This window comes from Paraburkholderia sp. J10-1 (genome assembly GCF_905220165.1).
In the GTDB taxonomy this organism is placed as follows: domain Bacteria; phylum Pseudomonadota; class Gammaproteobacteria; order Burkholderiales; family Burkholderiaceae; genus Paraburkholderia.
The window spans coordinates 74,714-94,613 of the sequence record NZ_CAJMYW010000020.1 but is presented as its reverse complement, the minus strand read 5'-3'; the positions used below and the strand labels follow the sequence as shown (position 1 = coordinate 94,613).

Below are 19,900 nucleotides of genomic sequence, written 5' to 3'. Positions count from 1 at the left end.
GCGGCCCTGCGCCCGGACCGTCGTTCAGCGGGCGCGTGCGAGCAGCGCGCCGGCCACCAGCGCCACGCCGCCGACGATCGCGATGGCCTGCCACGGGTTGCGGTGCACGTAGTCGTCCGCGCCGGCAATGGCCGCGTCGGTATGTTCGCGCGCGGCGGCGCGCGCCACTTCGAGCCGCTCGCGGGCGGCGTCGAGACGTTTGCGGATGTCGGCGCGCAGCGCGGCGGCATCGGCCTGGGTTCCTTCGCCCAGCGTGTTTTCCAGCTCGGCGAGCAGATCACGCAACTCGTCGGTGATATCGGCGGCGGCACTGCGGCCGCGGCGCGCAATGCGCCGCGCATGGCGGCTCGTGCGCGTCCAGGAATCTCCGAGGGCTTCTCGCGTGTTCGGAAAGGCGCTCATGTATGGCTCCGTCGTTGAAAAGTCACAGGTAAAGGGCTCGCCGCGGTGCGCACGAAAAAGGGCGCGGGAGGGCGAGGACCGGAGTGCAAGTATTGCGCAATTCCGATGCCCGGGATTTGTACGCGCGCAGCAAGCCGGGCGCAAACGCCCGCCAGGCGGGGCTTCGCTCTCTGGTGACAAAACAGGTGATTACGGGGACAGCACGCTTTTTCGCAGAGGCATAGAATCAGGATAAGCCCATGCGAAGGCGGGGAAAATTTGATGGAGACGCGAAGGCGGGAAGGGCGTGGCCGGGTGGAAAACGCCGCCCTTCGCCCGGTGCCGCAGGGGCGAGGCGAAGGGCCGGCGCGAGGTCGTGCGGGGCGCTGGAGCGCGTTAGAAGTTGTAGCCGACCTTCAGGTACGTCACGAGCGGGTTCAGGTGAATCTTCGATTCCGCGACTCGCTGGGTGCCGAGCTGGTTGTTGACCGTCGTGTTGTACGTGGCGGTCACGTTGATCGGAATGTACGAAAGCGAGAAACCGGCGAACCAGTGCTTCGTGAAGTTGTAGTTGAAGCCCAGGTTAAACACGGGTGCCCAGGAACGATCCGTCGAAACGCTGGTCGGACCCCCAAGTACGCCCTGTTCGAAAGCGCCGTTGGTGATGTGAGCGTCGGTGAACCAGGCGTAGGTGACGCCAATGCCGAGGTAAGGACGGAATTTTGCTTCAGGGCTGTTGAAGTAGTACTTGAACAACAGCGCCGGGCTCCACAGCTTCGCCTCGCCGACCTTGCCGAAGCTGCTGAAGGTGCCGCCGCCGGAAATATCGAACTTCGGCGGGATGCCCAGTTCGGCTTCGGCGGCGAAGTGATCGGTAATGTAATAGCCGATGGAGACGCCCAGGGTGTCGGCCGAGCCGACACTGGCGCCCGTGTTCGGAATGGACATGTTGACGGGCGTGCCGCCTGCGCTGTCGATCTTGAGCGGATCGCTGGTGTCCTGCGGCATGAAGCGGAACCAGCCGGTAGTGACGTAGAACGTATGTGCGGATTGTGCGTGTGCTGCCGTGAAACTGGCGAGCGCGGCGACCCCTGCCAGCGCCTGTTTTAATTTCATATTAATGCTCCTCCATGAAAGGCCCGCTCATTATGAACACAACGTTTGCAACAAACCATACGCGACCGTTAGAGCTTTTTTACTAAGCGCCGCGAGCTTTCCGCCGAAGCCGCATGCCAGCGAGAACTAGCGCTGGTGGGGCCTGGCGGGTCTGCGGGTATTCACCAACGGAACCAGGAAAATCGAGCATGGCACGGCTTGCACGTCTTTATGTTCCCGATCAGCCGCAGCATGTGATCCTGCGCGGACTCGATCAGCAGCCCGCGTTCGTCGATGACCAGGATTACGAACTGTTCATCGACTGCCTGAAGGCCGCGGCGCGCGATCATCATCTGGCGGTTCATGCGTGGGTTTTAATGCCCGGCGCGGTGCAACTGCTCGTCACGCCCTCCGACGAATCCAGCCTGCCTAAGGCAATGCAGGCGGTCGGCCGGCGCTACGTGGCGCATTTCAACCGGCGCTATGCGCGTCGCGGCACGCTCTGGGAGGGGCGCTACCGCGCGACGGTCATCGAGGGCGAGCGCTTCTTCCTGCTGGCGAGCCGCGTCGTCGAGCTCGCGCCAGTGCGCAACCATCTCGTCACGGCGCCCGAGGACTATCGGTGGTCGAGCTACCGCCATCACATCGGTCTCACCGTCGACAGCCTCATCACCGACCATCCCCTGTACTGGGCGCTCGGCAACACGCCGTTCGAGCGTCAGCGCGCGTATCGCGAACTCTGCGAGCAGGCGCTCGACGAACGCGAAACCACGCAGCTCATGCAGGCCACGCTCAAGGGCTGGGTGCTCGGCAGTGACACCTATCGCGATTGGGCGTCGCGCACAGCGAACCGGCGCGTCTCGCCGCTGCCGCGCGGGCGCCCGCGCAAGGTGCGCGAAGCGCCTGCCCCTGCGGCGGCTCCAGGCACAATGGGTGCGGCGGCCACAGCGAGCGCGGCTTCGGCACCTGCGGCCGGATCGGGCGGCGGTGGAGGTGGTGGAGGTGGTGGAGGTGGTGGAGGTGGTGGAGGTGGTGGGCAATCTGCCCCTCATTCACCCTCGCACGCTAGTGTCAATCCGGCCGGCTCGACGTCGGCGCATGGGAGTGGTCACGCCGGGAGTGGTTCAGCTACAACACCGGGTGCAAATCCTGGGGGACCGAGCAGCCATTCCGGTGGTTCGCAGGATTCCGGTGGCGGTGGTTCGGGGGGGCCGAGTTCGGAGCATGAGGAACGGAAGCCGGGCACCGGCACCCACTGATTGCTTTTCGGATCAAGTGTTTACGAGATAAACGGCATCTTCGGATGCCGTTTTCTTTTGCCTCAATTTGATATGGCACCATTAAAAAAATGTGCGAATGCACCAACTCGATAATTGGGGTTCGAACATCACGTTTTATTTGCATCCCCTTGATTCGTCGCGTATATTCGCCTTTCGGCTCTCCTGGGCGCATAACGCGGGAAGCACGTACTACCCCGCGCAACGCCGTACAGCGGTCACGCAAGCGGCGGGAATCAAAGAACACAACGGCTGGCAACAGCCTCACTCTGACGGTGTCCCCATGAACGATCACCAGCAGCGCGCCGCGGTGCCCGCCGCGCAAGGTCTCTATGACCCGCAAAACGAACACGACGCCTGCGGCGTTGGCTTCGTCGCCCATATCAAGGGCAAGAAGAGCCACGAAATCATTCAGCAAGGCCTGAAGATTCTCGAAAACCTCGACCACCGGGGCGCCGTGGGCGCCGATCCGCTGATGGGCGACGGCGCGGGCATCCTGATCCAGATCCCGGACGCGTTCTACCGTGAAGAGATGGCCAAGCAGGGCGTGACGCTGCCGCCGTTCGGCGAGTACGGCGTCGGCATGATCTTCCTGCCGAAGGAACACGCCTCGCGTCTCGCCTGCGAGCAGGAACTCGAGCGCACGGTGCGCGCCGAAGGCCAGGTCGTGCTGGGCTGGCGCGACGTGCCGGTCGACCACACCATGCCGATTTCGCCGACGGTGAAGGCGAGCGAGCCGCTGATCCGTCAGATCTTCATCGGCCGCGGCAAGGATGTGATGGTCACGGACGCGCTCGAGCGCAAGCTGTACATCATCCGCAAGACCGCGAGCCACCGCATTCAGGCGCTCAAGCTCAAGCACGGCAAGGAATACTTCGTGCCGTCGTGCTCGGCGCGCACGGTCGTCTACAAGGGCCTGCTGCTGGCGGGTCAGGTCGGCGTGTACTACCGCGACCTGCAAGATGAGCGCGTCGTCTCGGCACTGGCGCTCGTGCACCAGCGCTTCTCCACGAACACGTTCCCGGCGTGGGAACTGGCTCACCCGTACCGCATGATCGCCCACAACGGTGAAATCAACACCGTGAAGGGCAACGTGAACTGGCTGAACGCCCGTACCGGCGCGATCGCCTCGCACGTGCTCGGCGACGACCTGCCCAAGCTCTGGCCGCTGATCTACCCGGGCCAGTCCGACACCGCTTCGTTCGACAACTGTCTCGAACTGCTGGTGATGGCAGGCTACCCGCTCGTCCACGCGATGATGATGATGATCCCGGAAGCCTGGGAACAGCACACGCTGATGGACGAGAACCGCAAGGCGTTCTACGAATATCACGCCGCGATGATGGAGCCGTGGGACGGCCCCGCTGCGATCGCCTTCACCGACGGCCGTCAGATCGGCGCGACGCTCGACCGTAACGGTCTGCGTCCGGCGCGCTATATCGTCACCGACGACGACCTGGTCATCATGGCGTCGGAAGCCGGCACGCTGCCGATTCCGGAGTCGAAGATCGTCAAGAAGTGGCGCCTGCAGCCGGGCAAGATGTTCCTGATCGACATGGAACACGGTCGCATCATCGACGACAAGGAACTGAAGGACAACCTCGCCAACGCCAAGCCGTACAAGAGCTGGATCGACGCCGTGCGCATCAAGCTCGACGAGATCGAGCCGAAGGCGGAAGACGTCGCGACCGCGCGCGCCGAAGCAGCCGCGCTGCTCGACCGTCAGCAGGCGTTCGGCTACACGCAGGAAGACCTCAAGTTCCTGATGGCGCCGATGGCGATGTCGGGTGAAGAGGCGGTCGGTTCGATGGGCAACGACTCGCCGCTGGCGGTCATGTCCAACAAGAACAAGACGCTCTACAACTACTTCAAGCAGCTGTTCGCGCAGGTCACGAACCCGCCGATCGACCCGATCCGTGAAAACATGGTGATGTCGCTCGTGTCGTTCATCGGCCCGAAGCCGAACCTGCTCGACACGAACAACATCAACCCGCCGATGCGTCTCGAAGTGTCGCAGCCGGTGCTCGACTTCAAGGACATCGCGAAGATCCGCGCAATCGAGCAGTACACGGGCGGCAAGTTCAGCAGCTACGAGCTGAACATCTGCTACCCGGTGGCCTGGGGCAAGGAAGGCATCGAAGCGCGTCTCGCGTCGCTGTGCGCGGAAGCCGTCGATGCGGTCAAGTCGGGCTACAACATCCTGATCGTGTCGGACCGCCGCGCTGACCGCGACAACGTCGCGATCCCGGCGCTGCTCGCCACCTCGGCAATCCACTCGCACCTCGTGCAGCACGGGCTGCGCACGAGCACGGGTCTCGTCGTGGAAACGGGTTCGGCGCGTGAAACGCACCACTTCGCGCTGCTCGCCGGTTTCGGCGCGGAAGCCGTGCACCCGTACCTCGCCATGGAAACGCTCGCGCAAATGGCGCAGGGCCTGAAGGGCGATCTGTCGGCAGACAAGGCCGTCTACAACTTCACCAAGGCGGTGGGCAAGGGCCTGCTCAAGGTGATGTCGAAGATGGGCATCTCCACGTACATGTCGTACACGGGCGCGCAGATTTTCGAAGCGGTGGGTCTCGCTGACGATCTCATCGCCAAGTACTTCAAGGGCACGGCGTCGAAGGTCGGCGGCATTGGCCTCTTTGAAGTGGCGGAAGAAGCGATCCGTCTGCACCGCGACGCATTCGGCGACAACCCGGTTCTCGCCAACATGCTCGACGCAGGCGGCGAGTACGCCTACCGCGTGCGCGGCGAAGACCACATGTGGACGCCGGACGCGATCGCCAAGCTCCAGCACTCGGCGCGCAGCAACTCGTATCAGACCTACAAGGAATACGCGCACCTGATCAACGATCAGACCAAGCGCCACATGACCTTCCGCGGTCTGTTCGAATTCCGTCTGGACCCGGCGCGCGCGATCTCGATCGACGACGTCGAGCCGGCCAAGGAAATCGTCAAGCGCTTTGCGACTGGCGCGATGTCGCTCGGCTCGATTTCGACCGAAGCGCACGCCACGCTCGCCGTCGCGATGAACCGCATCGGCGGCAAGTCGAACACGGGTGAAGGCGGCGAAGACGAGAAGCGCTACCGGAACGAGCTGCGTGGCATTCCGATCAAGAACGGCGACACGATGCGTTCGATCATCGGCGAAGAAGTCATCAAGGACATCCCGCTGAAGGATGGCGACTCGCTGCGCTCGAAGATCAAGCAGGTCGCGTCGGGCCGCTTCGGCGTGTCGGCGGAGTACCTGTCGTCGGCTGACCAGATCCAGATCAAGATGGCGCAGGGCGCGAAGCCGGGCGAAGGCGGTCAGCTGCCGGGCCACAAGGTTTCGGAGTACATCGGCAAGCTGCGTTACTCGGTGCCGGGCGTGGGCCTCATCTCGCCGCCGCCGCACCACGACATCTACTCGATCGAAGACCTGGCGCAGCTCATTCACGATCTGAAGAACGTGAACCCGGTTTCGTCGATCTCGGTGAAGCTGGTGTCGGAAGTGGGCGTGGGCACGGTGGCAGCCGGTGTGGCGAAGGCCAAGGCCGACCACGTCGTGATCGCCGGTCACGACGGCGGCACGGGCGCCTCGCCGCTCTCGTCGCTCAAGCACGCTGGCACGCCGTGGGAACTGGGTCTCGCGGAAACGCAGCAAACCCTGGTGCTGAACCAGTTGCGCGGCCGTATCCGCGTGCAGGCCGACGGTCAGATGAAGACGGGCCGCGACGTGGTGATCGGCGCGCTGCTCGGCGCGGACGAATTCGGCTTTGCGACGGCGCCGCTCGTCGTGCAGGGCTGCATCATGATGCGCAAGTGCCACCTGAACACCTGCCCGGTCGGCGTCGCGACGCAAGATCCGGTGCTGCGCGCGAAGTTCTCGGGCCAGCCCGAGCACGTCGTCAACTTCTTCTTCTTCATCGCTGAAGAAGTGCGCGAAATCATGGCGCAACTGGGTATCCGCAAGTTCGACGATCTGGTCGGCCGCGCGGACCTGCTCGACACGCGCCGTGGCGTGGAACACTGGAAGGCGAAGGGTCTCGACTTCTCGCGCGTGTTCTATCAGCCGCAAGTGGGCGCCGAAGTCGCACGCATGCACGTGGAGTCGCAGGACCACGGTCTGGACCGCGCGCTCGATCACACGCTGATCGAGAAGGCGAAGGCCGCGATCGAAACGGGCGAGCATGTGTCGTTCATTCAGCCGGTGCGCAACGTGAACCGCACGGTCGGCGCGATGCTTTCGGGCGTCGTCGCGAAGAAGTACGGCCACGACGGTCTGCCGGAAGACACGATCCACATCCAGTTGAAGGGTACGGCGGGGCAGAGCTTCGGCGCGTTCCTCGCACGCGGCATCACGCTGGACCTCGTGGGCGACGGCAACGACTACGTCGGCAAGGGCCTCTCGGGCGGCCGCATCATCATCCGTCCGACCAACGACTTCCGCGGCAAGTCCGAAGAAAACATCATCTGCGGCAACACGGTGATGTACGGCGCACTCGAAGGCGAAGCCTTCCTGCGCGGCGTGGCGGGCGAGCGTTTCGCGGTGCGTAACTCGGGCGCGACGGCAGTTGTCGAAGGCACGGGCGACCACGGCTGCGAATACATGACGGGCGGCACGGTGGTCGTGCTCGGCGAAACGGGTCGTAACTTCGCGGCAGGCATGTCGGGCGGTATCGCCTACGTGTACGACGCGGACGGTACCTTCGCCGGCAAGTGCAACAAGTCGATGGTCGCGCTCGACCCGGTCCTGCAACAGGCCGAACAGGAACGCACCGTGGACCGCGCACTGTGGCACACGGGCCAGACCGACGAAGCGCTGCTCAAGGGACTCGTCGAGCGTCACTTCCAGTTCACGGGCTCGCCGCGTGCGAAGGCGCTGCTCGAAAACTGGGATGCGGCGCGACGCCAGTTCGTGAAGGTGTTCCCGACGGAATACAAGCGCGCACTGGGCGAACTCGGCGCGAAGAAGGCAAGCCAGGAAGAACTGGCCGCTTAAGCCGCGACGAAGCGATTCCAAGACGACGAAGCGCCCGCCGCGCGACAAGGTACGCGGCGGCGGGCGCGGTCCCCTCACCGAATAGATAGAGATAGACGAGAACCCTATGGGTAAGGCAACCGGTTTTCTCGAGTTCGAGCGCCAGCATGAGGCGTACGAAGCACCGCTCACGCGCGTGAAGCACTACAAGGAATTCGTGGCGGCGCTCTCCGACGCCGACGCGAAGGTCCAGGGCGCGCGCTGTATGGACTGCGGCATCCCGTTCTGCAACAACGGCTGCCCGGTCAACAACGTCATTCCGGACTTCAACGACCTCGTGTTCCGCCAGGACTGGAAGAGCGCGATCGACGTCCTGCATTCCACGAACAATTTCCCCGAGTTCACGGGCCGCATTTGCCCGGCGCCGTGCGAAGCGGCGTGCACGCTCGGCATCAACGACGATCCCGTCGGCATCAAGTCGATCGAGCACGCGATCATCGACAAGGCCTGGACCGAAGGCTGGGTCGAGCCGCAAGTCGCGAAGCACAAGACGGGCAAGAAGGTTGCCGTGGTCGGTTCGGGCCCGGCAGGCCTCGCTGCCGCGCAGCAACTCGCGCGCGCCGGCCATGACGTGACGGTGTTCGAGAAGAACGACCGCGTCGGCGGCCTGCTGCGCTACGGCATCCCCGACTTCAAGCTGGAAAAGTGGCTGATCGACCGCCGCATGCGCCAGATGGAAGCCGAAGGCGTGACGTTCCGCACCAACGTGTTCATCGGCAAGGGCGAACTGCCTGCCTGGATCGGCAACACGGCGAAGGAAACCGTCTCGCCGGACGAGCTGAAGGAACAGTTCGACGCGGTCGTGATCGCGGGCGGTTCGGAAACGCCGCGCGACCTGCCGGTGCCGGGCCGCGAACTCGAAGGCATTTACTACGCCATGGAGTTCCTGCCGCAGCAGAACAAGGTCAACGCCGGCGACAAGCTGCCGAACCAGCTCCTCGCGAAGGGCAAGCACGTCGTGGTGATCGGCGGCGGCGACACGGGCTCCGACTGCGTGGGCACCTCGAACCGTCATGGCGCGAAGAGCGTTACGCAGTTCGAACTGCTGCCGCAGCCGCCCGAGGAAGAGAACAAGCCGCTCGTGTGGCCGTACTGGCCGATCAAGCTGCGCACGTCGTCGTCGCACGAGGAGGGCTGCTCGCGCGACTGGGCGGTCGCGACCAAGCGCCTTGAAGGCAAGAACGGCAAGGTCGAGAAGCTGATCGCCGCGCGCGTGGAGTGGAAGGACGGCAAGATGGTCGAAGTGCCGGGTTCGGAATTCGAAATGAAGGCCGATCTCGTGCTGCTCGCCATGGGCTTCACGCAGCCGGTTTCGCCGGTGCTCGAAGCATTCGGCGTGGAGAAGGATGCGCGCGGCAACGTGCGTGCCTCGACCGAAGGTGAAAAGGCGTACTACACGTCGGTCGACAAGGTCTTCACCGCCGGCGACATGCGCCGCGGCCAGTCGCTCGTGGTGTGGGCGATCCGTGAGGGCCGTCAATGCGCACGTTCCGTCGATGCCTACCTGATGGGCAGCTCGGAGCTGCCGCGTTAAGGCCGGATCTGGGACCAGAGTAAGCGCTAAAGCGCTAACTCTGGTCGACACGTGAGGGCCGTCAATGCGCACGTTCCGTCGATGCCTACCTGATGGGCAGCTCGGAGCTGCCGCGCTAAATCCGGTGTGCCCCGCAATAGACGGGACACACGGGAGACGGCAGGAGACGCAACGACAGAAGCCGGGCACCCGCGAGCGTGACCCGGCTTTTTTACGTACGCGCCACTCAGGCTGACAGACAGGGTTACCATGACGCGATTGCCCGACCGAACGAGGCCCGCCGATCATGTCCGAAGCCCGCGAGACCGATCGTGACACGCAGCAATGGCGGCGCTGCTTCATCGCGCTTGCGCCCACTGCGGCCTCGCGCGATGCGCTCGCCGCGCTGGACGTGCCGTCTAACGCACGGCGCGTGCCTTACGCCCAGCTCCATCTGACGGTGACGTTCATCGGCGCGATGTCGTTCGACCAGGGCCACGTGCTCTCGCGGCGGCTCGCGGAGCACGCGCTGCTCATTCCGCCCGCGCCGGTCACGCATATCGAATGCTGGCCGGGACGCGCGCATCCGCGCCTCATGGTCGCCGTGCTCGCGATGTCGGACGCATTCACGGCGCTCGACTGGGGCGTGCGCTCGCTAATGGGAGATGTGGGATTACCGCTCGACGCGCGCGCGTTCCGCCCGCACGTGACGCTCGCGCGATTCGCTCGCGACGCCGTGGGCGCGCCGGCGGCAAGCGGCGGCGAAGCGCTGCCGCCGTTGTGCTTCGAGTCGCTGGTGCTGTATTCGAGCACGCTCGCGAAGCAGGGCGCGCGCTACGAGGCGTTGGCGAGCGTTGCGCTCGAGTGAGACGCCGCCGCGCGTTGGCCTGCCTGCCGCCGCTTGGTGGCGACTTATTGACGATACCGGGCCAGCGTCAAACCATCGAGATCGATTTCCGGCGAGCGCTGCGTGACGAGGTCCGCGAGTACGCGGCCCGAGCCCATCGACATCGCCCAGCCGGTCGAGCCGTGCCCGACGTTCAGCCACAGGCCATCGACGCCCGACGTGCCCAAGAGCGGCGCGCCGTCCGGCACCATGGGCCGCCTTCCCACCCAGAATTGCGCCGACGAAGGCGTTGCCGCGTGCGGGAACCAGTCGTCGAGCACTTTCATGAGCGTCTGCAGCGCCTGCTCGCGCAGCGTCGCGCGGTGGTCGCCCAGCTCCGCAGTGCCCGCCACGCGCAGGTACGGGCCGAAGCGCGTGATCGCCGTCTTGAGCGATTCGTCCATGAGCGCGGCGCGCGGAGCCTTTTGTTCGTCGACCACGGGCAGCGTGGCTGAATACCCTTTCACCGGATACAGCGGCACGCGCACGCCCAGCGGCGCGACCAGCGCCGCGCTCTCCACGCCCAGCGCGACCACTACGGCGTCCGCGGCGAGCGTGTAGGGCGTATCGTCGGCTGGCTCGTTGCGCTCGGCCGGGCGCAGGACCTCGGCCGGCGCGCGGCGCTGCTCGCGCCGGTCCTTGCGGTTGTTCGCCTTGCGCCGGCCGGGCACCGCCCGCACGCGCACGCCGTTCACCTTGCCGCCTGCGGCTTCGAGCGCGAGCACCTCGGTATCGAACAGAAACGTCACACCGCGCGCTTCGCACACGGAGCGCAGCTCGCGCGTGAAGCGTGCGCAGTCGCCAGCCTCATCTTCCGGGAGATAGACGCCCGCCACCGGTTTCACGCGCGACCATGCGAGCCCCGGCTCGACCTGCGCGCAGGCGGCGGCATCGAGTTCGCGATAGACGATGCCTGCATCGCGCAACACGCCGAGCGCCGGTTGCGCGAGTTCGAGGTCGTACTCGCTGCGAAAGAGCTGCAGATAGCCCTGGCTGCGCCCGTACTCGAACGCGTGCGTGGCGCGAAACGCGTGCAGGCATTCGCGGCTGTAATAGGCGATGCGCTGCATGCGCTGCTTGTTCACGCGAAAGCGCGCGAGATCGCATTCGCGCAGCCAGCGCGCGATCCAGCGCCACTGCGCGGCGTCGAGCGTCGGCCGGAAGATGAGCGGCGAGGTGGGCTTGAGCAGATATTTGATGAGCTTCGCGGGCATGCCCGGCGCGGCCCACGGCGTGACATAGCCGGGCGCGATGACGCCGGCGTTGCCGAAGCTCGTGCCGAGCGCGACGCCCGGCTCCCGTTCGACGACGGTGACGTCGCAGCCTCGTTCGCTCAAATAATACGCAGTAGCGACGCCGATCACACCGGCGCCGAGGACGATCGTTTTCATGCCGGTCGCACAACAGGGGGGGACGTTCGGTATTGCAGCATGTTCGCGCTCATCGTGCAGTGGACTCCGCAGCCGGGCGCTCGCCCGCAGCAGCAGGCACTTCCTCGGTCAGCACTTTGCCCTTCGTTTCCGGCAGACACAGCGCCGCGACGATCACGAGCAGATAGCCTGCGCCGGCCACCACGCCGATCGCTTTCACGAGCGAAGTGGTCTGCGCGAACACACCCACCAGAATGGGGAAAAACGAGCCGAGGCCGCGCCCGAGGTTGTAGCAGAAGCCTTGGCCCGAGCCGCGGATCGCGTTCGGGTACAGCTCGGAGAGATACGCGCCCACGCCCGCGAAAATGCCTTGCACGACGATGCCGAGCGGAAAGCCGAGCAGGAGCATGGCGGTGTCGGTAATGGGCAGCATCGTATAGGCCATGCCGAGCGCAAACGAGCCGATGGCGAACAGGACGAACGAGGCGCGCCGGCCGATCTTGTCGCAGAGAATCGCGCCGACGATATAGCCCGTGAACGAACCGACGATCAGCACGATCAGATAGCCGCTCGTGTTGAACACGGAGAGATGGCGCACCGTCTTGAGGTAGGTGGGCAGCCACGTGGTGATCGCGTAGTAGCCGCCGAGCATGCCGGTGCACAGCGCACTGCCGAGCACGGTGGTGGCCAGATGCGCGGGCGAAAAGATCTGCATGAAGTGGCTGTGCGTCGCGCCGCTTTCGCGCGCGCGGCGCGTGGCGACGAACACGTCGGGGTCGCTCACGTTGCGGCGCACGTAGAGAATCCACAGCGCCGGCAAGATGCCGATCCAGAAACACGCGCGCCATGCGTATTCCTCGGGGAGCAGGGCGAAGAAGGCCCAATAGAGGATGGCGGCCGCGCCCCAGCCGACCGACCAGCTGCTCTGCACCGTGCCCACCGCCTTGGCGCGATGCTGCGGCGAGCGGATCGTTTCGGCCATCATCATCGTGACGACCGTCCATTCGCCGCCAAAGCCGATGCCTTGCAGCGTGCGCGTGGCGAGCAGTTGCCAGAACGAATGCGTGAAGCCGGAGAGGCAGGTGAAGACCGCGAAGGTGGCGATGGTCCACTGCAGCACGCGCACGCGGCCGTAGCGGTCGGCGAGGATGCCGGCGAGCCAGCCGCCGATTGCCGAAGAGATCAGCGAGCTGGTCGCGATCATGCCGGCCTCGCTCTTGGTCATGCCCCAGGTCGCGATGAGCGTCGGGATCAGGAACGAGTAGATCATGAAGTCGAACGCGTCGACGGCGTAGCCGCCGAAACCCGCGTAGAGCGTGCGCCGCTCGCGCGCGTTCAACTCGGTGAACCATTGAAAGTAGCCCATCGCGTGTCTTCCCCCATATTTGTTGTGCGCGCAACGAGCTGCGTGAGCGGCGCGTGCGACCCGGCTTGCGCAAACGCCCTGGGTGGCGGGTGCGCTCGACGCTGGCGGGCTGCGCGGTGCAACGCCGCCCGTCTCCGGTGTGCTGGATGGGTATTTTACGGTGCGAAAGCGTACTGAGGCGAGGGGCAATTTGGGGCGCCCGCCATCGTCTTGTACCGATGTTTAGTTCGATAGCAAGCGAACGATGGCGCGCGAGGGCCGCACGGCGCTACAACGTGAGCCCGCCATCGACGTGGATCACCTGGCCCGTGATGTGGCGCGCGGCGTCTGAAAGCAGGAAGGCGATGAGTTCGGCGACATCGGCGGGGTCGGCCACGCGGCCGAGCGGCGTTTCCTGCGCCGCGCGCTCCCACACCGGCGCGTTCTCTGGCGTGGGGCCTTTGTCCTTGCGCGTATAGCCGGGCGCGACGCAGTTCACGGTCACACCGTGCGGCGCCAGCTCCGCGGCGGCGGTTTTCGCCAGCGACTCGAGCGCGGCCTTCGCTGCGGCAGTCGCGGCGAACGGCGCGCCGGCGCGGTAGCGGTGCGCGACGAACGAACTGAGCGCGACCACGCGGGCGCGCGCCGAGCGTTCCAGCGCCGGCTGCGCGCGTTGCACGAGCGCAGCGAACGCGGCGGGCATGGCCGCGAACGCGCCTTCGAGCGATGCGGCGTCGAGCGCGGCGAGCGTCTGGCGCTGTGCATGCCCGGCGTTGGCCACGATCTGGTCGAGCGCGCCGAAGTGCGCAAGCGTGGCATCAACGAGTGCCGCTGCGTTGCCGCGCTCCGCGAGATCGCCGCAGGTTGTGGCGCAGATCGCGCCCCGTTGCTCACAAACCGCCATGACGGTCATGAGACGGGCACGCGACGCCTCGTCCGCGCCGCGCGCATGCAGCATCAACGAAACATCTGGCGCTGCGATGCGACGCGCGAGCGCCGCACCGATACCCGAGCCCGCGCCCGTGATCAGGACGACGCGCGCCGCGCTCGCGCTCACGCGGCAACCCGCTCTTCAGGCATACGCTCGATCTCGAGCGTTTCGTGGTGGTACGCCGCAAGCGACTCGCGGTGCGCGACGCTCACGATCGCCGCCTTCGGCAGGCGCTCCACGAACAGCTTGTAGAGACGGCTTTCGTTGTCGGGGTCGAGCGCGCTCGTTGCTTCGTCGAGGAACAGATAGTCGGGTTTGTGCAGCAGCACGCGCGCGCCCGCAAGGCGTTGCTGCTCGCCCGGCGAGAGCACGCGCGACCAGTGCGCCGATTCGCCGAGACGATCCGCATATTCTTCGAGGCGGCAGGCGCGCAGCGCGTCGCGGCAGTCCTCGTCGCTATAGTCGTCGGCGGGCGAGGGGTAGGTGAGCGCCGCCTTGAGCGTGCCGATGGGCAGATAGCTCTGCTGCGGGATGAACATCATGCGTGCATCGACAGGCGCGTCGATCGAGCCTTCGCCGAACGGCCAGAGGCCCGCGAGCGCGCGCATGAGCGTGCTCTTGCCTGCGCCCGAGGGGCCGCGCACGAGCCAGCGCGAACCCGGCTTGATGGCGATGTCGCGCACTTCGGAAAGCGGCATGCCGTTGGGCAGCGCGAGCTTGAGGTGCTCGGTGGCGAGTTCGTTGCTGTCGATGAAGTGCAGGTTGATGCCGCCGTGCTCGGTGGCGGGCGAGACCGATTCCTTCAGTCGCGGCGAGTGCACCACACGCACGAATTCGCGCAGACGATTCACGGTGGCGCGCCATTCGACCAGCGTGGAGTAACTGTTGATGAACCACGAGAACGAATCGCTCACGGTGCCGAACGCCTGCGAAATCTGCATGAGCACGCCGAACGTGAAGGCGCCCGCGAAGTAGCGAGGCGCGGCCACGACGAGCGGGAAGATGATGGCGATCTGGCCGTAGAAGCTCAGCACGAAGGTGAGGCGCTTCGTGTACTTCATCACGCGCCACCAGTTGTCGCGGATGTGCAGGAAGAGGCCTTGCGCGTTGCCGCGCTCGGTGTCCATGCCGTCGTAGAGCGCGATCTGCTCGGCGTTCTCGCGCAGGCGGATCAGGCCGAAGCGGAAGTCCGCCTCCACCTTTTGTTGCTGGTAGTTGATCGACACGAGCGGGTGGCCGACCTTCTGGATCACGACCGAGCCGAACACGGCGTAGAGCGCGGCGGCCCAGACCATGTAGCCCGGAATCGCGAGCGGCGTGCCGCCCAGCGTGATCGTGAGCGCACCCGCGAGCGTCCACAGGATCGTGATGAACGAGATCAACGTGACGACCGTGGAGAGCAGGTCGAGCGTGAGCGAAAGCGTGGTCGTGGCGAACGACTGGAGGTCGTCGCTGATCCGCTGGTCGGGGTTATCGGCGAGGCGGTCGCGCTCGATTCGGTAGAACGCGCCCTTGCCGAGCCAATCGCTCAGAAAGCGCGTGGTGAGCCACTGGCGCCAGCGAAACCCGAGCATCTGGCGCAGATACCGGCCATACACCGCGAGGATGATGAAGCCGAACGCCAGTTCGGTGAAGGTCATCAACAGAGGCGGAAAGCGCTTGACGTCCTTGGCCTGCAACGCGTTGTAGAACTCCGCGCTCCAGCCGTTGAGCCGCACGTTGATCCACACGACGAGCAGGTTCATCACGATGATCGCGACGAGCAGCCCCCAGGCGATCCAGCGTTCCTCGGAGACCCAGTAGGGCTTGATCAGGCTCCACGCGGTGATCTTCTGGTGCTCGTTCTGATCGGGCGTGGCGCGGGCAGGTTGATTGGTCATGTGCATCCTGAAGGTGTGGCCGCCCGTTGGGGGCATGCGCTGCGTGCCGCATGGCGGCTGCGGTGCAGCGATTTTTGCAGCGATTCTGTCGCCGGGCGCTTAAGTGAGTCTTAATGGGCAAAAAGCGGAGACAAAAGCGCACGCCGGCGCCGCCGTAGCGTGGCGGTCATTGTCTCACCGCGCGGGCTCGTGAGGCGAAAGCGGCGGGCTCAGGCCATTGTGCCAGAGCAGGCGTCCCGCTCCGCCGAGGTTTGCGGGCCGCGCGCCTTTTGTGGTCTAATCGACCTTGACGAAACAGGGGTGCTTCACCGGTATGCGGGGCATGCCGTACTGAGGCTGAGAGAGACCCTTCGCACCCGATCCGGGTAATACCGGCGCGGGAAGTTTCCAGAAAGTCTTACCGGAGCGCCCAGCATTTGCAGGGGCGCCAGGATTCCCGCCGGGCTGCGCTTTGGGCGCACGGGTTCGTACGAATTCCTTATCGGGACGTACGGGCCGTCTGCGCCGCATAGCCTCCACGGTCGGCCTTGCCAGCCGGTTTCGTCCTTGGGTACGTCTGCTGCTGCCGTACGGAAAGGATACGATGACCGCCTATTCTCTTTGTTCCCCGATTTTTATCGCGTTCGCGCTGCGTGACGGAGCGTCGTCATGAGTCGCGCCCATCACCGTAGTGCGGGCAGCGTGCCCGACTTCGCCGTGCTCGGCGGCGGTTTGAGCGGCCGGCTCGTCGCATGGCGGCTCGCCGGCTCCGGCCATCGCGTCGCGCTCTACGAGCGTGGCGGCCCCGAAGGCGGCGAGGCCGCGGCCTGGGTCGCGGCGGCCATGCTCGCGCCGCTCGCGGAGGCCGCCGTTGCCGAATTGCTCATCACCGAGCTTGGTGTCGCGTCGCTCGAAACCTGGCCGCGCATCCTGGCCGAGTTGCCGGAGCCCGTGTTCTTCCAGCGCAATGGCACGCTCGTGGTCTGGCATACCGCCGATCGCACCGAAGCCCCGCTCTTCGAGCGCCGCGTGCGCGCCAACGCGCCGCGTTCGCTGGCCGACGCGAACTTCGTCGCGCTCGCCGGCGCGCAGCTCGACGCCGCCGAACCGGCGCTCGCCGGGCGCTTCGCGCGCGGCTGGCTGCTCGAAGGCGAGGGTCAGCTCGACAATCGCCAGGCGTTGGCCGCGCTGGCGGCGGGGCTGGCCGAGCGCGGCGTGCAAACGCACTGGCACACCACGGTCGACGAGGCTAATCCGCCGCCTGCGCGCGTGACGATCGACTGTCGCGGGCTAGGCGCCAAACCTGTGCTGCCGGGTTTGCGCGGCATTCGCGGCGAGGTCGCGCGCGTGCACGCGCCGGGCATCACGCTCACGCGCCCCGTGCGGCTCTTGCATCCGCGCTATCCGCTCTATATCGCGCCCAAGGAAAACGACGTCTTCGTGATCGGCGCGACCGAGATCGAAGGCGAGGACCGTTCGCCCGTGAGCGTGCGCTCGGCGCTCGAGCTGCTGAGCGCGGCGTTTGCGGTGCATCCGGCGTTCGGCGAGGCGCGCATCCTCGAGTTGAACACGCAGTGCCGCCCGACGCTGCCCGACCACCGCCCGGCTCTTATTTGGGACGGCAAGACCACGCTGCGCGTGAACGGTCTCTACCGTCACGGCTTCATGATCGCGCCGGAAGTCGCCGACGAAGCCGCGCGCATTGCCCAAGCGCTGCTCGATGCGCGCGTGAACGACGCCGAGTCCTTCGAGTCGCTGCGCCGCGCGTCGCGCTGGAGCGAGATGCTGCACGCGCAGGGCGCACACGAGCCGGCGTGACGCATCGCCAGAATCAAACCGTAGTCTGAGAACGTATTTGCCATGGACATTCATATCAACCAGAAGCCGATCACGCTGCCCGAGGGCGCGACGGTCGCCGATGCGCTCGCCGCATTTGGCGCGCGTCCGCCGTTCGCCGTCGCGCTGAATGGCGATTTCGTGGCGCGCGCCCAGCATGGCGCGCGCGCGCTCCAGGCGGGCGACCGCCTCGACGTCGTGAGCCCCGTGGCCGGCGGCTGAGCCTCGCTCGCCCAGGCCACCGGTCGCGCGCATCGCATGTATCGCGAGCGCTTTCACGACACCGCCCAAGGATTCCAACCCATGACCACCACTCCCACCGCCGACGCGCTCACGCTCTACGGCGAAACCTTCGCGAGCCGCGTGCTGCTTGGCACGTCGCGCTATCCGTCGCTGCAGTCGCTCGCCGATTCGATGGCGGCCGCGCGCCCCGGCATGATCACCGTTGCGCTGCGCCGCCAAATGAACGAGGGCACCGCCGAAGCGGGCTTTTTCGATCTGCTCAAGCGCCAAGGCGTGCCGCTCCTGCCGAACACGGCTGGCTGCCTCACCGTCAACGAGGCGGTCACGACCGCGCACATGGCGCGCGAAGTCTTCGAAACCGACTGGATCAAGCTCGAACTGATCGGCGACGACTACACGCTGCAGCCCGACCCGGTCGGCCTGATCGAGGCCGCGGCGCGCCTCGTGAAGGATGGCTTCAAGGTGCTGCCGTACTGCACCGAGGACCTCGTGATTGGCCGCCGTCTGCTCGACGCGGGCTGCGAAGCGCTCATGCCATGGGGCGCGCCGATCGGCACCGGCAAGGGCGTGATCAATCCGTACGGTCTGCGCGTGCTGCGCGAGCGCTTGCCCGATGTGCCGCTGATCGTCGATGCGGGCCTCGGCGTGCCGTCGCATGCCTGCCAGGTGATGGAGTGGGGCTTCGACGGCGTGCTGCTCAACACGGCCGTTTCGCAGGCCACGCACCCCGAGGCGATGGCGCGTGCGTTCGCGCTGGGCGTCGAAGCGGGGCGCGCCGCGTTTCTCGCCGGGCCGATGGCCGAGCGCGAGGCGGCGGTTGCGAGCACGCCCGTGGTCGGCATGCCTTTCTGGCACCAGGATGGAGACAAGCGATGACTGAAACGCTGCGACTGCAGGACCGCGAACTGTTCTGGCCGCCCGCCGACGAACTCACCGAAACGGCGGAGCGCATTCGCGCGCGCCTCGGCGACTGGCAGCCCACGCATGCGCCGTGGCGCATCTGTCTCACGCCGCCTGACGCGCCCAACGGCGGCGATCTCATCATCGTCACCGACGCGGCGCCGCACCTGACCCACATCGCGCGCTGGATGACCGACGGCGCGGGCGTGATCGAAGCCGCCGGCGAGAACCCGAAGGCCGCGCGCGCCACGCTGCATCTGGGTGGCGAGCGCTACGCGCTCGAAGGCGAGCTGGCGGAAGACTGGATCCCCGCGCTGGCGGCGTTCCTCGACTGCGGGTTCGACCCGCACGACGCGCTCGTGCTCGCGCTCGCCTGGCGCGACGGCGACGAAGAGCAGGCCGACGCCTGGCCCGTCGACATCAAGCGCTTTCCGCGCGTGCTGGGCCTGCCTGCCGCGCCCGCGCAGCCGTTCGCGCCGTGCCCCGCGAAGCTCGGCCTGTATCCGGTCTTGCCCACGGCCGACTGGGTCGAGCGCGTGCTCGACTACGGCGTGAAGACAGCGCAACTGCGCAGCAAGCAACCGAAATCCCCGGCGCTCACGAGCGAAATCGAGCGCTGCGTCGCGGCGGGCCGCAAGCACGACGCGCAGCTTTTCATCAACGATCACTGGCAGGAGGCCGTCGCGGCCGGCGCCTACGGCGTGCACCTCGGCCAGGAAGACCTGCGCGAAGCCGACCTCGGCGCGATCGCGGCGGCAGGCGTGCGTCTTGGCCTGTCGACGCACGGCTACTTCGAAATGCTCACGGCGCTCCATTTCCGTCCGAGCTACCTCGCGTGTGGCGCCGTCTTCGCCACCACGACCAAGGCGATGCCCACGGCGCCCCAAGGCCTCGCGCGTCTCGCCCGCTATGTGAAGCTGCTGGACGGCGTCGTGCCGATGGTGGCCATTGGCGGCATCGACGGCAATGTGCTGCCGGAAGTGCTCGCCACGGGCGCGGGCAGCGCGGCGGTGGTGCGCGCCGTGACCGAGGCGGTCGATCCGGCTGCCGCGGTTGCTGCATTGCGCAACGCGTTTACGCAATAATGGTCCGCCCTGGCTTGGAGGCTGCGCCGCGTGCGCACCCTCCGGCCAGGGGGCCGCAACCCGCAGTGGCGGGTGGCGCGGCTTACATCAACGGATCAGGGTGCGTCACGGCAGGTTTTACACGATGGCCCTATAATCCCGCCTTCGTGTAAATGG

General features: G+C 66.2%; 13 protein-coding genes, 1 pseudogene and 1 riboswitch. Of the genes and pseudogenes, 8 read left to right on the top strand and 6 right to left on the bottom strand.

All coding sequences use genetic code 11. The features are described 5' to 3' along the window. Nucleotides 1-24: 24 nt before the first annotated feature. Together U5A65_RS35540 and U5A65_RS35535 are read right to left on the bottom strand one after the other, a co-directional pair. On the bottom strand, nt 25-402 hold the full coding sequence (locus tag U5A65_RS35540; RefSeq protein ID WP_321915910.1) for a glycine zipper domain-containing protein: 378 nt from the start codon (nt 400-402) through the stop codon (nt 25-27). A gap of 375 nt (nt 403-777) precedes the next feature. After that, the gene (locus tag U5A65_RS35535; protein ID WP_321915909.1) at nt 778-1,497 is read right to left on the bottom strand and encodes an OmpW/AlkL family protein; all 720 of its coding nucleotides are present in this window, start codon (nt 1,495-1,497) and stop codon (nt 778-780) included. 188 nt (nt 1,498-1,685) lie between these two features. Between U5A65_RS35535 and U5A65_RS35530 the strand changes: the two are divergent. The 4 genes and pseudogenes from U5A65_RS35530 to thpR form a co-directional block, all read left to right on the top strand. Then, a pseudogene (locus U5A65_RS35530) lies at nt 1,686-2,387 on the top strand (transposase); the annotation flags it as partial. 649 nt (nt 2,388-3,036) lie between these two features. Next, on the top strand, nt 3,037-7,737 hold the full coding sequence (locus tag U5A65_RS35525) for a glutamate synthase-related protein (protein WP_321915908.1): 4,701 nt from the start codon (nt 3,037-3,039) through the stop codon (nt 7,735-7,737). A gap of 106 nt (nt 7,738-7,843) precedes the next feature. Beyond that, nucleotides 7,844-9,310: a glutamate synthase subunit beta gene (locus U5A65_RS35520; protein ID WP_321949173.1), complete on the top strand. Its 1,467-nt coding sequence runs from the start codon at nt 7,844-7,846 to the stop codon at nt 9,308-9,310. A 286-nt stretch (nt 9,311-9,596) separates the two neighbouring features. Continuing rightward, complete coding sequence (gene thpR / locus U5A65_RS35515; RefSeq protein ID WP_321915906.1) at nt 9,597-10,157, top strand: RNA 2',3'-cyclic phosphodiesterase; 561 nt, start codon at nt 9,597-9,599, stop codon at nt 10,155-10,157. Nucleotides 10,158-10,201: 44 nt separating this feature from the next. On the opposite strand, the gene U5A65_RS35510 is transcribed toward thpR, so the two are convergent. From U5A65_RS35510 to U5A65_RS35495, 4 genes are all read right to left on the bottom strand, one after another. Beyond that, complete coding sequence (locus U5A65_RS35510; protein WP_321915905.1) at nt 10,202-11,566, bottom strand: D-amino acid dehydrogenase; 1,365 nt, start codon at nt 11,564-11,566, stop codon at nt 10,202-10,204. Nucleotides 11,567-11,615: 49 nt separating this feature from the next. Then, on the bottom strand, nt 11,616-12,911 hold the full coding sequence (locus U5A65_RS35505; RefSeq protein WP_321949172.1) for an MFS transporter: 1,296 nt from the start codon (nt 12,909-12,911) through the stop codon (nt 11,616-11,618). A gap of 268 nt (nt 12,912-13,179) precedes the next feature. Next, nucleotides 13,180-13,947 (bottom strand): SDR family NAD(P)-dependent oxidoreductase, encoded by a 768-nt coding sequence (locus U5A65_RS35500; RefSeq protein ID WP_321949171.1) that lies wholly within the window; start codon nt 13,945-13,947, stop codon nt 13,180-13,182. Next, complete coding sequence (locus tag U5A65_RS35495; RefSeq protein WP_321938260.1) at nt 13,944-15,701, bottom strand: ABC transporter ATP-binding protein/permease; 1,758 nt, start codon at nt 15,699-15,701, stop codon at nt 13,944-13,946. The genes U5A65_RS35500 and U5A65_RS35495 overlap by 4 nt, the downstream gene beginning before the upstream one ends. Before the next feature lie 286 nt (nt 15,702-15,987). Then, a riboswitch (TPP riboswitch) is annotated at nt 15,988-16,101 on the top strand. Between the two features lie 248 nt (nt 16,102-16,349). Between U5A65_RS35495 and U5A65_RS35490 the strand changes: the two genes are divergently transcribed. The 4 genes from U5A65_RS35490 (at nt 16,350) to thiE (ending at nt 19,744) form a co-directional block, all read left to right on the top strand. Next, a complete protein-coding gene (locus U5A65_RS35490; RefSeq protein WP_321915901.1) occupies nt 16,350-17,498 on the top strand; it encodes an FAD-dependent oxidoreductase in 1,149 nt (382 codons plus the stop codon). 42 nt (nt 17,499-17,540) lie between these two features. Continuing rightward, complete coding sequence (gene thiS, locus U5A65_RS35485; RefSeq protein ID WP_028213309.1) at nt 17,541-17,738, top strand: sulfur carrier protein ThiS; 198 nt, start codon at nt 17,541-17,543, stop codon at nt 17,736-17,738. A gap of 81 nt (nt 17,739-17,819) precedes the next feature. Further along, entirely contained in the window at nt 17,820-18,635 is an 816-nt protein-coding gene (locus tag U5A65_RS35480; protein WP_321915900.1) for a thiazole synthase, read from the top strand. Next, entirely contained in the window at nt 18,632-19,744 is a 1,113-nt protein-coding gene (gene thiE, locus U5A65_RS35475) for a thiamine phosphate synthase (protein WP_321938262.1), read from the top strand. The genes U5A65_RS35480 and thiE overlap by 4 nt, the downstream gene beginning before the upstream one ends. Nucleotides 19,745-19,900 lie beyond the last annotated feature (156 nt).

Coding starts and splice junctions, on each gene's coding strand:
- U5A65_RS35520 (WP_321949173.1), top strand. CDS start 7,844: ATGGGTAAGGCAACCGGTTTTCTCGAGTTCGAGCGCCAGCATGAGGCG.
- thiE (WP_321938262.1), top strand. CDS start 18,632: ATGACTGAAACGCTGCGACTGCAGGACCGCGAACTGTTCTGGCCGCCC.
- U5A65_RS35540 (WP_321915910.1), bottom strand. CDS start 402: ATGAGCGCCTTTCCGAACACGCGAGAAGCCCTCGGAGATTCCTGGACG.
- U5A65_RS35480 (WP_321915900.1), top strand. CDS start 17,820: ATGACCACCACTCCCACCGCCGACGCGCTCACGCTCTACGGCGAAACC.
- U5A65_RS35510 (WP_321915905.1), bottom strand. CDS start 11,566: ATGAAAACGATCGTCCTCGGCGCCGGTGTGATCGGCGTCGCTACTGCG.
- U5A65_RS35495 (WP_321938260.1), bottom strand. CDS start 15,701: ATGACCAATCAACCTGCCCGCGCCACGCCCGATCAGAACGAGCACCAG.
- U5A65_RS35490 (WP_321915901.1), top strand. CDS start 16,350: ATGAGTCGCGCCCATCACCGTAGTGCGGGCAGCGTGCCCGACTTCGCC.
- thpR (WP_321915906.1), top strand. CDS start 9,597: ATGTCCGAAGCCCGCGAGACCGATCGTGACACGCAGCAATGGCGGCGC.
- U5A65_RS35505 (WP_321949172.1), bottom strand. CDS start 12,911: ATGGGCTACTTTCAATGGTTCACCGAGTTGAACGCGCGCGAGCGGCGC.
- thiS (WP_028213309.1), top strand. CDS start 17,541: ATGGACATTCATATCAACCAGAAGCCGATCACGCTGCCCGAGGGCGCG.
- U5A65_RS35535 (WP_321915909.1), bottom strand. CDS start 1,497: ATGAAATTAAAACAGGCGCTGGCAGGGGTCGCCGCGCTCGCCAGTTTC.
- U5A65_RS35525 (WP_321915908.1), top strand. CDS start 3,037: ATGAACGATCACCAGCAGCGCGCCGCGGTGCCCGCCGCGCAAGGTCTC.